Origin of the sequence: Mycobacterium colombiense (assembly GCF_001672755.1) — a bacterium.
Taxonomy (GTDB): domain Bacteria; phylum Actinomycetota; class Actinomycetes; order Mycobacteriales; family Mycobacteriaceae; genus Mycobacterium; species Mycobacterium colombiense_C.
Window position 1 is genome coordinate 1 of sequence record NZ_LZKI01000177.1, and the last position, 14,666, is coordinate 14,666.

At 69.0% G+C, this 14,666-nt stretch carries 3 protein-coding genes and 3 pseudogenes; 4 read left to right on the forward strand and 2 right to left on the reverse strand.

The features are described from left to right. From A5708_RS22690 to A5708_RS22700, 3 genes and pseudogenes are all read left to right on the forward strand, one after another. Positions 1 to 1,002 (forward strand): dihydrodipicolinate reductase (locus A5708_RS22690; protein ID WP_155766149.1); only part of this gene is annotated, 1,002 nt, incomplete at its 5' end. A 10-nt stretch (positions 1,003 to 1,012) separates the two neighbouring features. After that, positions 1,013 to 1,438, forward strand: coding sequence for a hypothetical protein (locus A5708_RS22695; protein WP_065030775.1), 426 nt, complete (start codon positions 1,013 to 1,015; stop codon positions 1,436 to 1,438). 109 nt (positions 1,439 to 1,547) lie between these two features. Continuing rightward, a pseudogene (locus tag A5708_RS22700) lies at positions 1,548 to 2,773 on the forward strand (cytochrome P450). Here A5708_RS22700 and A5708_RS22705 read toward each other — a convergent pair. Both A5708_RS22705 and A5708_RS22710 read right to left on the reverse strand, forming a co-directional pair. Then, positions 2,770 to 5,367 (reverse strand): sugar epimerase family protein, encoded by a 2,598-nt coding sequence (locus A5708_RS22705; RefSeq protein ID WP_065030776.1) that lies wholly within the window; start codon positions 5,365 to 5,367, stop codon positions 2,770 to 2,772. The pseudogene A5708_RS22700 and the gene A5708_RS22705 overlap by 4 nt on opposite strands. A gap of 19 nt (positions 5,368 to 5,386) precedes the next feature. Further along, positions 5,387 to 14,383: pseudogene (locus A5708_RS22710) on the reverse strand (SDR family NAD(P)-dependent oxidoreductase); the annotation flags it as partial. 28 nt (positions 14,384 to 14,411) lie between these two features. Here A5708_RS22710 and A5708_RS27685 point away from each other — a divergent pair. Further along, a pseudogene (locus tag A5708_RS27685) lies at positions 14,412 to 14,666 on the forward strand (polyketide synthase dehydratase domain-containing protein); the annotation flags it as partial.

Sequence of the window (14,666 nt, forward strand, 5' to 3'; positions counted from 1 at the left end):
ATTGTCGCCAACCCGACGCTGGAGCTGGTCGGATGTTATGCCTGGTCGCCGGAGAAGGCCGGGCGCGACGTCGGCGAGCTGTGTGGCATCGAACCACTGAATGTCAAAGCCAGCAACGACATTGACGCGCTGCTCGCGCTCAAGCCGGACTGCGTGGTCTATAACCCGATGTTCGCCGACGTCGACGAGCTGGTCCGCATCCTCGGCGCGGGCATCAACGTGGTGGGCACAGCCGGGTTCATCACCGGCCACTTCCTCGGCGCCGGACGGGAACGCATCGCGCAGGCCTGCCAGGACGGCGGATCGACAATCTTCGGCAGCGGCATCAATCCGGGATTCATCCAGCTGTTCGCCATCGTGTCGGCGGGGTTATCCGACCGGGTGGACAGGGTCTCGATGCTGGAGTCGGTCGACACCACGATCTACAACTCGCCCGCCACCGAAATACCCATCGGCTTCGGCTATCCCATCGACCAGCCGGATCTGCCGGCCATCACCGAGAAGGGCTCCGGCATCTTTCGCGACGGCGTATTGCTGATCGCCGAGGCGCTGGGCGCCGAGCTCGACGATGTGCGCTGCGAAGTCGAATACGCCCAGACCACCGAGGATCTGGACCTTCCCGGCGACTGGACGATCAAGAAGGGATGCGTCGCCGGCGTGGACGTTCGCTGGAAAGGAATCGTCGCAGATCGCGAGATCGTCGAGATCCGCGGGCGATGGCGCAAGGGTCAATCGCTGGATCCGGATTGGCCGCTGGACATGGGATACACGATCGAGGTGCAGGGCCGGCCGACGATCAAGACCACGCTGAGTTTCCTTCCGCCGCCGGACTTTGCGGGCCAAACGCTGGACGACTACATCATGCTGGGCCTGACCATCACCGCCATGCCGGCGATCACCGCGATACCCGCCGTCGTCGCCGCGCCTCCCGGCATCGTCACCTACAACGACCTGCCCCTGCTACTTCCGCGCGGCGTGCTGCGCGCCAACACACCCGGATAGGAACGTCCCGATGCCCGATGAGCCTGCCGCACCGTCGCTTCACCACGTCGTGTTCGCCGTGGCGCCCGAACGTCACGCCACCGCGGTCCAGATGTTCAGTGATCTGGGCTTCGTCTTCGAGCCCCTGCGACTGGCCGAGCTGGGCCTGGACATCCACCTCGACTGGAGTCGGGGCATCGAGCTGATCAGCCCGATACCCGGGTCCACCGGTGAGGTCGCCGTCTCGGTGACGGAGTTTGTCGAGCGGCACGGCGATGGGGTGTTCACCGTGGTCATCGGTGTCCCGGAAGTCACTACCGGCGACGCCGTCGCCGAGCGCTACGGCGCGACAACGCGATTCCGGCAGCACATGGAGGGCGAGGGCACCTACCTCGACGAGAATGACGTGTCGATCCTGGGACTGCCTCTGACTTTCCTGGCGACCAACATCCCGTGATGGGAGACGGCATGGCTGGTGACCCGCGGGGAATTCCGGAGCCCGACTTGGACGACCTGCCGATGGCGTTGGACCGCGGCGTCGGCTGGGCAGCATTGCGGGAAGCTTCATGACCGTAAACACCGCGGTGCCAAGCGTCTTCGACGCGGGACTCCCGACGCTGCACTACGACATCACCGAGACCGTGCACGAAGTGGCGCCGCGGATCCACGAGGCGCGAAAGCGATCGCCGATCGCCATCGGGCCGTTGGGACCCGAGGTGCTGGGTTACGAGCTGGCCCGCGGGATACTTCGTGACCCCCGATTCGTGTTCCCGCCCGGCCTGCACATGGCGGCGCGCGGGATCACGTCCGGTCCGCTCCACGACAGGGTGCTCGGCACCATCCTGGGCATGGAAGGCGAGGAACATCGACGGCTGCGCGGTCTGGTGTCCAAGGCCTTCACGCCGCGGGCGTCCGCGCGCATGGAAGACACCATCGACACGGTGATCAACGAGTTGATCGACCAGGTTGCCGATGCCGGCCGATGTGATTTCGTCACCGACATCGCCCGGCCGTACCCGATCCCGATCATCTGCGCGCTGTTGGGCGCGCCGCCCGAGGACTGGACCAGTTTTCCCTATGGGCCGAGGACATTTTCAAAATCGTCAGGTTCGACTCCGACCTGGCGAACGAGCAGCACATCGTGATGCGGGCGTGGGACGAGTTCGACGCCTACATCGACGACATGATCGCCGAACGGCGGAGCCGGTTGACCCACGACCTGATCTCCGAACTGATCCGCGCCCAGGACGACGGCGACCGGCTGAGCAACGCGGAGATGCGCATGCTGGCGTTCAGCATCCTCAGCGCCGGCACCGACACCACTCGCAATCAACTGGCCGCATGCATGCACGCGCTGTGTGATCATCCCGATCAACTTGCGATGCTGCGCGACGACTCCGGCCTCGCAATGCGAGCCGTCGAGGAATGCATGCGCCATTCGCCGGCGGTCTGCACCACCCTGCGCACCGTCCTGGACGACGTCACGTTCGCGGCGTACACCTTTCCAGCGGGCACCTTCATTTCAGTGAATACCTTTGCGGCCAACTGCGATCCAGACGTCTATCAGCATCCGGACCGGTTCGACATCACCCGCGAGGACCCGCCGCCCATTTTGACGTTCGGCGGCGGCGCCCACTATTGCCTTGGCGCCAACCTCGCCCGGACGGAACTCGCTGGAGCCCTCAAAGTCATCGCCCGGCGCATGACCAACCCGCGCCGCGTGGCAACGGCACGCTGGAAACCGATGCTGGGACTCAGCGGGCCGGTAGAGCTGGAGATGGCGTTCGACTAGCTGCGCGAGTCGTCCGCGGCCAGCTCGAGCACCCGGATCTCGCCGCTGGCACCGTCAACCTCCACCATGGCTCCCGGCGGCAGTGCCTTGGTCGCCCCCTGAACGTCGACGACACACGGAAAACCGAATTCGCGGGCCACCACCGCGGCGTGTGACATCGGGCCGCCGAGTTCGGTCACGACGGCGGCGGCATAACAGAACGCCGCGGTGTACCCGACGTCCGTCACCTCCGCGACAAGGATCTCGCCGGGTTGCAGATCGTCGATCGTCTCGGGCCGCACGATCCGCACCCGCCCGCGCACCCGTCCTCCGCATACGCCGACGCCACGCAAAGTGTCTCCGCTGACCAGCGCGTCCGATGAGGTCGCGGCTGGCTGCCACCTTCCGCTGAAGACCGTCGGCGGCGCCACCGCGACCAGCCGGTGTTGTTCGGCGCGGCGCCGGGCCACCAGCGCGCCCACATCCGCCGGGAGGGCGTCGAGCTCGTCGACGAGCAGATAGAAGACGTCATCGGCGGCCGTGAAAACGCCGGCCTCGACCGATCTACGTCCGTATTCGCGAAGCAGCGTGCGTAGCACCCAGTTAGCCCGCACCACCTTGTCGCGGCGTACCTCACGGTCGCGCAGTTGCTGGGTGGCCAGAGCCGCAATAGGCTTGGCGTGCAACGGGATCCGGGTCCGTTGCGGCTGTGGTGCGGATGGCGCGCTCATCGCTCTGGTCACCATCCGCACAAGCAGCTCGGGATCGTCGGCGTAGCTGGTTGACCGCATCTCGAGCTCGGCCGGACCACGGTGTCCGATGAGCGCCAGCTCGTCCAGCAGGGCGGCATGGAATTCCGGTGCCTCGACGGCGAGCTTGCCCAGCCGCTCGCCTGGTTCGGCCAGCAGCGCCGTCACTTTCGGATCGCGCTGCGCGGCGACCACCAACCGCTGCATCGCCTCGACCGAACGCGCGCTGACCAACTCCGGTCCGCCGGGCGCGACGATGTCTCGCCCGCATAAACCGCGCAGCAGCACGTTGAACGCCGCGCACAGCAGGAACGAGCCCGCAGCCAGCACCCAGCCGTGCACCACCTGGTCACGCGCCAGTGAGATCAAGCTCAGCAGCCGACGATCGTCGAGCCCGGCGAGGTCGCCGTCGGTTAAGCGCTCCAGGCGATCGACATCGGCGACGAACTCCCGGGTGTCCAGGGGCGCGCCGGCGGACAGGCCGATCAGGTTGACGCCGAATACCCCGATATTGCGGACGGTCCGCAGTTGCTTGCGTACTCGGCCGGTGTCGGAGTGCGGACGTTCCTCACCGAAGATCGGCAGGGCGGCCATGCTCGGGCCGAAGAACCCGCTGTTGCTCACCACCGTCGTGGGCTTGACGAAAGGCACTGTCTCGGCCATGAAGTGCGCGGTCGTGATGGCGCCGTAGAGCCGGTGGGCAAACACCGCGACCATGCGCATCGCGATTTCGCGCTGGATCGTCCCGCCGGGCCGCAACCGATCCGCGACGCACACGGCGCTGGCCCGCAGTCCGCGAACCGTCGCCGACGCCGACGCCGGCGAAAACGGGCCGGGCAGCGCCTCAGACAGATTCGTGGCGAGGAAGGTGGGAAAACGCGGGTCGATCGGCGTGTCGAATTCCCCGTTATCCCCTTCTGCGCCCGCCCAAACGGGCTTGACTCCGTCGCTGCTCGGCGCGTCCACCGAGGGCAGGTCCTGGATGTTGGCCAGCCGCCAGGGCAGCGATACCAACCGATTGCCCACGGTAACCCGGCCGCGCACCGCCAGCGCGAAATCCTGGACACATTCGCCGGATTCCCACGCCGGCTGGAATTCCCATTCGTCTGCCAGCCGCGAGGTGTCCATAAGCGCAGCCCCCCGCACCATTCGCAGCTCGGCCGGCTCAAAGCCCAGCCGTATCACCGGTCGGCGGAGCGCCGCGGCGATCTGCCGGAAAGTCAGCTCACCCGAAGCAGCGAGATTGACCGGACCACTGGGGATGTGGGGTTCCACGATCGCGCGGTTGAACAGCCGAAGCGCGTCGTCGAGGTGGACGACCTGCATGTGGCGACCACCCGACCGGTCGGGGAACGCCGGTAACGCCAGCAGGCGGCGCACCCAGTTATCGACGCTTCGCCCGAGGATCAGCGCCGAGCGGATCGCGACCCATTCCGCGCCCGATTCCGTAAGCATCTGTTCGACACGGGCTTTGAACCGGCCTTCGGCGCTGACCGGAGTCGTGACCTCGTGTTCGGCCTTCGGCGCTTCACCCCCGCGGTACACGTGGCCCGACGACGCGAAAACGATTCGCCTGGAACCAGTCTCGGCCATCGCGTCGAGCACGTTGCGGGTACCACCGATGTTGACCTGGTCGTCGTACCCGGAACCCATCGCCCACGCACAATGCGCGACAACGTCCGCGCCGGCCAGGGTGCGTTTCACGGCGGCGGCGTCACGAATATCGGCGACGACGAAGTCCGCTGCGCTCGGCCAGCTGTCGGGTCGATGGCGCGCGAGCCCGGCGACATCGTGGCCCGCGCCGAGCAGCCGCGTGGCGAGGCCGCGCCCGAGCACCCCGCTGGCCCCGGTGATCGCGATTCTCACAACGAGCCCTCACTCATTGCTATTCGCCATCGTCGTCCAGCAGCGCGGCGCTGAGCAGGTCGTCGAGGTCCATGTCCGCGATGTCCTTCTCCGTGGTCACCTCGGACGGCGCGCTCCCACTGGACGATTCATTGGCCAGGGCCAGCAGCAGCTCCAACACGCCGGCCTGGCGAAGGCGCTTGACCGGAATCGACCCCACGACCCGCTGAATCTCGGCTTCGCCCGGTGCGGCCGCCACCGCGGGCTGGTCCGACGAGCCGACCAATTCTCGGTACATGTAGCCGGCCAGTGCCGCGGAGTTCGGGTAGTCGAAGATGAGCGTCGGCGAAAGCGCCAGCCCGGTCGCGGCTTTGAGCCGGTTACGCATCTCCACCGCGGTCAGCGAGTCGAAGCCGAGTTCCTGGAACGCCCGGTCCGGGTGGATCGCCTCCGGGCTGGCGCTGCCGAGCACGGTGGCGATGTTGGCGCGCACCAAGTCCAGCAGGATGGCCTGTTGCTCGTCCTCGGGCAGCCCTTCGAGCCGTTGCAGCAGAGCGGATTTCGACTTGGCGGCGGCCAGCGAATCGTCGACCTGACGACGCGTCGGCGCATTGATCAGGTCGACGAACATCGGCGGCAGGGTGCCCCCGTCGAACTTGACCCGCAACGCCGCGAGGTCGATGTGGGCGGGCAGCATGAATGGCTCGTCCACAATCAGCGCCGTGTCCATCAGGTCCAGCGCCTGGTCCGAGGACATGGCGACGATCCCGTCCCGGCCGAACCGGGCGCGGTCGGCGGCGCCCAATGCACCGGTCATGGCGCTGGCCTGATCCCACAGACCCCAGCCCAGCGATATCGCCGGCAGGCCGTGCGCCCGCCGGTGCGCGGCCAACCCGTCCAGGAACGAGTTGCCGGCCGCGTAGTTCGCCTGTCCCGACGCGCCCGCGAGCCCGGCGATCGACGAGAACATCACGAATGCCGACACATCCAGGTCGCGGGTCAACTCGTGCAGATTCCACGCCGCGTCGACCTTGGACCGCAGCACGGCTTCTATCCGGTCGGGTGTCAGCGACGTCACCACCGCGTCGTGCAGGACCCCGGCGGCATGGATCACCCCGGTCAGCGGATGCTGCATCGGGATTTCGGCGATCACCTTGGCCAGCGCCTCGCGGTCGGCGGCATCGCAGGCCACCGCCTCCACGTGCGCACCCGCCGCGCTGAGCTCGGCGACCAGCTCCGCGGCACCCGGTGCATCCAGGCCGCGGCGGCTGACCAACACGAGATTCCGTGCACCGTGGCGGGTTACGACGTGGCGCGCGACCGCCGAACCGGCCATGCCGGTGGCGCCGGTGATCAACACCGTGCCGGCCGTCCAGGCGTCGGGCATGGTCATCACGACCTTACCGACGTGGCGGGCCTGGCTCAGATAGCGCAGCGCCGCGGGTGCGCGCCGCACATCGAACCTGGTGACCGGCAACGGCCGCAGCACGTCTTCGCCGAACATGGCGGCCAGCTCGTCGAGCATCTGCGCGATCCGATCCGGTCCGGCTTCGAACAGGTCGAAGGCGCGGTAACGCACGCCCGAGTGGTCCCGGGCCACGACCTCGGGGTCACGGATGTCGGTCTTGCCCATCTCCAGGAAGACCCCGCCGGGGGCCATCAGGCGCAGGGATCCGTCGACGAAATCACCGGACAGCGAGTCGAGGATCACGTCCATGCCGCGCCCACCGGTGACCGCCCGGAACTTCTCCTCGAACTCCAGGCTGCGCGAGTCGGCGATGTGATCGTCGTCAAAGCCCATGTCCCGCAGCGTGTCCCACTTGCCGCGGCTGGCGGTCGCGAACACTTCCAGACCGATCTGACGGGCCAGCTGGACCGCGGCCATCCCGACCCCACCGGCCGCGGCGTGCACCAGTACCCGCTGCCCCGGCCTGGCACCGGCCAGATCCACCAGAGCGTAGTTCGCCGTGGCGAACACCACCGACGCCGTCGCGGCGGCGGTGTGTGACCATCCGGCCGGCACCTTGACGAGCAGGCGCTGGTCGGTCTTGGCAATGGTTCCGGTGCCGTCCGGGAACAGCCCCATCACACGGTCGCCGACCGCGAAACGCCCGCCCGGCGAGGCGGTTTCGATCACCACGCCGGCGGCCTCGATACCCATGATCGCCTCGGGGTCCGGATAGAGCCCCAACGCGATCATGACGTCACGGAAGTTGGCCGCGATGGCCGACAGCGCGACCCGCACCTGACCGGGCCCCAACGGCGCGTCGGCGTCGGGGATGCGCTCTATCCGCAGGTTCTCGATGGTGCCGTAGCTGCTCATGCCGAGTCGCCACGGTCCGTCGTCGGGCGGCAGCAACAGACCACCGACGGCGCGGCTGCCGAGCACCCGCGCGGTGTAGACCGTCCCCCTGCGCAGGATCGCCTGCGGCTCGCTGAGCGCCAGAACCGCTGCGATCGCTTCGGAGTCCAGGGACGCGTCCGTATCGACGAGCACGATCCGGCCGGGGTGCTCGGTCTGCGCCGACCGCACCAGTCCCCAGACCGCCGCGCCGGCCAGATCGGTGACGTCCTCCCCCGGCAGCGTCATCGCGCCCCGGGTCGCTACCACCAGGGTTCCGGCGCCGTCGCGGGACAACCATGACTGAAGCACGGGCAGCACCGCTCGTGTCGCCGCATACACCTCGGTGATCACATCGCCGGACACCGGCTGCGACTCGAACAGCACCGCTGACCGCTCGGTCCCGGCGTCGTCCAATTCCGGTGCGCCCCAAGCAGATAGCGATACCGGCTGCACCGCCACTGACGGCTGCGCGGACCAGATGACCTCGAAGAGCCGGTCCGGTCCCGAATTCGACACCGCGGCCAGCAGTTGCTTGTCGGTGACCGGGCGGGCAACCATCGACGCTACCGAGAGCACCGGCAGCCCTAGCCCGTCGGCCAACTCGATGGACACGGTGGAGGGGCCGACCGGCACGATCCGTGCGCGCACCGCGCCCGCCCCCGCGGCGTGCAGCGACACCCGCTGCCAGGAGAACGGGACCAGCATCGAGCCTTCGGGCAGTTCGTCGCTGTCGGAGGCCAACATCACCGCGTGCAACGCCGCGTCGAGCATCGCCGGGTGGACGCCGAACCCGGCCGGCGAAACCCCGGCATCGGTGGGCAGCGACACCTCGGCGAAGACCTCGTCGCCGCGGCGCCACATCGAGGTCAAGCCGCGGAACGCGGGCCCGTACCCGTAACCACGCTCGGCCAGTTGCTCGTACCCGTCGCCGACATCCACCGGGACCGCACCCACCGGCGGCCACGCCGACAGCTCCGCGCTCGGCTGCACCGACCCCGCCCGCAGCACGCCCTCGGCATGCAGCGACCAGCCCGAGCCCGCTTCGGCCCGCGAAAACACCGACACCGCACGGGCGCCCGAATCATCCGGGCCGCCGACAACGACCTGAACGGCGACCGACCCACTGACCGGCAACACCAGCGGCGCCGCCAGATTCAGCTCGTCGACCACTCCGCAGCCCACCTCGTCGCCGGCGCGGATCGCCAACTCGACAAATCCCGCGCCCGGGAACAGCACCACGCCGCCGACCGCGTGATCGGCCAACCAGCCCTGGGTGCGCGACAGCCGGCCGGTCAGCACCACCCCGCCCGAGGCCGGCAATTCCACCACCGCGCCCAACAGCGCGTGCTCACTGGCGGCCAGGCCCAGGCCCTCGGCATCGGCCGGGGCACCGTCGGCGGCAAGCCAAAAGCGCCGACGGTCAAAGGCATACGTGGGCAGCTCGACCAGATTGGCGGCGCCCAGCGCACCGCGCCAGTCCACGTCCATCCCGGCGGCGTACCCCTGCGCGACGGCGTTGGCCAGGGCGACCGGCTCGGGGCGGTCCTTGCGCAGCGCGGACATGGTGGTCACCGAAGCTGCCGTCGGATCGGAAGCCAATGTCTCTTCGATCGATGCCGTCAAGCCGCTGCCCGGCCCGACTTCGAGGAAGCGGTTTGCGCCGGCCGAGTGCGCGAAACGCACGCTGTCGGCGAATCGCACCGCCTCGCGCACGTGTCGCTTCCAGTACGCCATCGACGCGAAGTCGTCGCCGGCCAGTTGTCCGGTCACGTTGGACACGATCGGAATGGTGGGCTTGTTGACGGTCAGTCCGGCCGCGACGGTGCCGAATTCGTCGATCATCGGGTCCATCAACGGGGAGTGGAAGGCGTGCGACACGGAGAGCTGATGCACCCGGTGGCCCTCGCCGCGGAGTCGGTCCGCGATCGCGGTCACCGCGTGTTCGGCGCCCGAAATCACCACCGAGGTAGGCCCGTTGACCGCGGCGATGCCCACGCCGGCCTGATCGAAGGACCCCAGCAGTGCCCGCACCTCGTCCTCGGTGGCCTGCACCGCCACCATCGCGCCGCCCTCGGGCAGCGCCTGCATGAATCGGCCCCGCGCCGCCACCAGCACCGCGGCGTTCTCCAGGGAGAGCACGCCGGCGACGTGCGCGGCCGCCAGTTCCCCGATCGAGTGGCCCATCACGAAGTCGGGCCGCACACCCCAGGATCCGAGCAGCCGGAACAAGGCGACTTCCACCGCGAACAGCGCGGGTTGCGCGAATTCAGTGCTGTTCAACAGGTTTTCGTCGTGCCCCCACATCACCTCGCGCAGCGGGCGAAGCAGGTGCTGGTCCAGTTGGGCCACCACCGTGTTGAACGCCTCGGCGAAGACCGGATAGCCGGCGTGCAATCCCATTCCCATGCCCAGTATCTGGGAACCCTGGCCCGGGAACACGAATGCCGTCTTGCCCGCGGTCGCCGTGCCGCGAACGATCGAGCCGCTTAGGTCGCCGCCGGCGAGCTCGTCCAGCCCCGCCAGCAGCCGGTCGCGGTCGCTGCCGACGATCACGGCCCGCTGTTCGAAGGCCGACCGGCCCGCCAGCGACCACCCCACATCGGCGATGTCCAGGTCCGGGTGGGCGCGCAGGTGGGCCGCCAGCCGCGCGGCCTGAGAGTTCAACGCCGACAGCGATTTCGCCGAGACCGGCCACGGCACCACCGGTGCCTTCGGACCGTCCACGGCGCGCGGCGACTCCGCCGGCACCGCCTCGACGATGACGTGCGCGTTGGTGCCGCTGATGCCGAACGACGACACGCCCGCCCGGCGCGGACGGCTGTCGGGCTTGGGCTTCCAGGCCCGCGCCTCGGTCAGCAATGACACCGAACCCGTCGACCAGTCGACGTGCGGACTGGGCTCGTCGACATGCAATGTCGCGGGCAACATCTCGTGGCGCATCGCCAGGACCATCTTGATCACACCGGCCACCCCGGCGGCGGCCTGCGTGTGACCCATGTTCGACTTGATCGACCCCAGCCACAGCGGCTCGCCGCGGTCCTGACCGTAGGTCGCCAGCAGGGCCTGCGCCTCGATCGGGTCGCCCAAAGTGGTTCCGGTGCCGTGTCCTTCGACGACGTCCACCTCCGCCGGCGTCAATCCGGCGCTGGCCAACGCGGCACGCACCACCCGCTGCTGTGAGGGACCGTTGGGCGCGGTCAGCCCGTTGGAGGCGCCGTCCTGATTGATCGCCGAGCCGCGCACCATCGCCAGCACCGGATGCCCCAGGCGCTGGGCGTCGGACAGGCGCTCCACCACGAGCATGCCGCCGCCCTCGGAGAATCCGGTGCCGTCGGCCGCGCCGGCGTAGGCCTTGCACCGGCCGTCCGCGGACAACCCGCGCATGCGACTGAACTCGACGAAGATGTCGGGCGTGGCGTTGACGGTGACACCGCCGGCCAGGGCCAGGTCACATTCGCCCGAGCGCAGCGACTGCGCGGCCATGTGCAACGCCACCAACGACGACGAACACGCAGTGTCCACCGACACCGCCGGGCCTTCCAGGCCCAGCACATAGGACACCCGGCCGGACGCCACACTCGAGGACTGGCCGGTCAGGCGGAAGCCCTCCGCGGTCGGTGCCGCGCCCATACCGTAACCCTGCGTGTACACCCCGGCGAACATTCCGGTGGCGCTGCCGCGCAGCTTGCCGGGCTCAATTCCGGCCCGCTCCAACGCTTCCCACGACAGCTCGAGGAACATACGCTGCTGCGGGTCCATGGACAGCGCCTCGCTGGGCGCGATGCCGAAGAAGGCCGGGTCGAAGTCCGCGACCCCGTCCACGAAGCCGCCGGTGCGGGTGTAGCAGGTGCCCGGAACATCGGGGTCCGGGTTGTACACGCCGACCAGGTCCCAGCCACGATCGGTCGGGAATTCGGAGAGCACGTCGCGACCCTCGGTCAGCATGTCCCACAGGTCCTCGGGGGTATTTACCCCACCCGGATAGCGGCACGCCATGCCGACGATGACGATCGGATCGTCGTCGGTGGCGCGCGCGACCGGGGCATGCTTGATCTCTTGCGGGACCCCGGCGAGTTGGGTGCGGATGTAGCCGGCCAGGCCGTTGGGCGTCGGGTAATCGAAGATCAGGGTGGGCGAAAGCGCAAGGCCGGTAGCGGTTTTCAGCCGGTTGCGCATTTCAACCGCGGTCAGCGAGTCGAAGCCCAATTCCTGGAACGCCTTGTCGGGGTCGATCGCCTCGGCGGTGGTGTTGCCGAGCACCGTCGCGATGTGCGAGCGCACCAGATCCAGCAGCACGGCGTGCTGCTCGGCCTCGGACAACCCGTCCAGGCGATGCGCCAGCGCCGATTTCGACTTCGCGGCCGCCAGCGAGTCGTCGACCCGGCGGCGCGTGGGGGCGTTGACCAGATCGGTGAACATCGGCGGCACCGCGACCGCGTGGGCACGCAGCGCGCCGAGATCGATGCGGGCCGGCGCCAGGAACGGCTCGTCGACGATCAAAGCGGTGTCGAAGAGTTCCATGGCCTCGTCCGAGGACAGCGCCAGGATCCCGTCGCGACCCAACCGGGCGAGGTCGGCGGCGTCCAGTCCGCCGGTCATGGCGCTGGCCTGATCCCACAGGCCCCAGGCCAGCGAGATCGCCGGCAGTCCATGTGCCCGCCGGTGCGCGGCCAACCCGTCCAGGAACGAGTTCGCCGCCCCGTAGTTGCCCTGGCCCGACGAGCCGACCAGCCCGGCAATCGACGAAAACATCACGAAGGCAGACAGATTCAGGTCGCGGGTCAACTCGTGCAGATTCCAGGCCGCGTCGACCTTGGCCCGTAGTACCGCGTCCAACCGCTCGGGAGTCAGCGACGTGACCATCGCGTCGTCTAGCACGCCGGTCGCATGAATCACGCCCGACAGCGGGCGCTGCGCGGAAAGGTCGTCGATCACCCGCGCCAGTGCGGATCGGTCGGCCGCGTCGCACGCGACCACGCGCGCCCGGGCACCCGCGGTTTGCAGCTCCGCGATCAACTCGGCGGCCCCGGGGGCGTCGGGACCGCGGCGGCTCAGCAGCACCAGGTCCTCGACGCCGTGGTGTGCCACCAGGTGGCGGGCCAACGTCGAGCCCGCCATGCCGGTTCCGCCGGTGATGAGTACGGCGCCGGAACTCAGCCCGGACGGCAAAGTCATCACGACCTTGCCGACGTGGCGGGCCTGGCTCAAGTACCGCAGCGCCGTGCGGGCGCGTCGCACGTCAAAGGTCGTGACCGGCAACGGGTCCAGCACCCCGGCGTCGAACAGCCCGGCGAGTTCCTGCATCCATTGATGCATCCGGGGACGGCCGGGCTCGAACAGGTCGAAGGCGCGGTATCGGACACCCGGGTACTCCTGGGCGACCACACCCGGGTCGCGGATGTCGGTCTTGCCCATTTCCAGGAACGTCCCGCCTGCAGCGACGAGCCGCAGTGAGGCGTCGACGAATTCGCCGGCCAGCGAGTCCAGCACCACGTCCATGCCCCGGCCGCCGGTGACCGTCCGGAACTTCTCCTCGAAGTCCAGGCTGCGCGAATCCGAGATGTGATCGTCGTCAAAGCCCATGGCCCGCAACGTGTCCCACTTGCCACGACTGGCGGTTGCGAAAACCTCCAGGCCCAGATGCCTGCCCAGCTGCACCGCGGCCATCCCGACCCCGCCGGCCGCCGCGTGCACCAGCACCCGCTGCCCGGGCTTGACGTCCGCCAGGTGGATGAACGCCATGTAGGCGGTGGTGAACACCGCCGAGATGCCGGCGGCTTCGGCGTAGGACCAGTGGGCGGGCTTGTGCTGCAGCAGGCGCACGTCGCCGGGCACCAGCGTGCCGCTGCCGTCGGGGAAGAAGCCGTACACCGAATCGCCGATCGCGAACTCGGTGACTCCCGGCCCGACTTCGACCACCACGCCGGCGCCTTCGCCACCGAGCAGGGCTTCGTGGGTGAACATGCCCAGGGTGATCATGACGTCGCGGAAGTTGGTGGCGATGGCGCGCAGGGCCACCCGAACCTGGCCGGGCTCCAGCGCGGCGCCGGCGTTGGGAACCGGCTCCAACTGCAGGTTTTCGAACGTGCCCGCGCTGCTGATTCCCAGCCGCCACGGCCCCTCAGCCGGAGGCGTCATGATCCCGTCGACCGCGCGGCTGCCCCGCACCCGCGCGACGTAGGCCGTGCCGTCGCGCAGCAACACCGCGGGCTCGCCGACCGCCAACACGGTCGCTATAGCGTTATCGTCAAGCGCCGCATCGGAATCCACCAGCACGATCCGGCCGGGATGCTCGGTCTGCGCCGACCGCACCAGCCCCCATACGGCCGCACCGGCCAGATCGGCGACGTCCTCCCCCGCCAGTCCCATCGCCCCCCGGGTCGCGACGATCAAGACCCCGGAGTCGTGCTCGTTCAGCCACGATTGCACGGCTGCCAACGCCCGATGCGTACGCTCATACGATCCGGAGACCGGATCTTGTTCGTTTGCAACGGATTCGAACACGTTGTGGACGGGCGTCTCGGCGGCGGACGCCGTCGACGCGGCCGGCGACCACGCCAGCTCGAACAGGCGGTCCGGGCCCGAGGCCGACACCGCCGCTCGCAGCTGCCGCTCGCTTACCGGGCGCGCCACCATCGCGCGCACCGACAGCACCGGCAATCCGAGTCCGTCGGCGAGCTCGATCGACACCGCCCTGGAGGCCCGAGACGTCGCCTCGGACGACGCCGCCGGCGGCGTCAACGGTTTCGGCGTCCACCCGGCGCTGCTTGATGCGGCCATGCACGCACTGGTCGTCAGCCACCACATCGGCGGCCAGACCGACGAGGTGGTGCTGCCGTTCTCGTGGCAGGGGGTGTCGTTGCACGCCGCGGGCGCGTCCGCGGTGCGCGCACGCATCGCGCCGGCGGCGTCGTCCGAGGCGACGTCTCGGGCCTCCAGGGCGGTGTCGATCGAGCTCGCCGACGGACTCGGATTG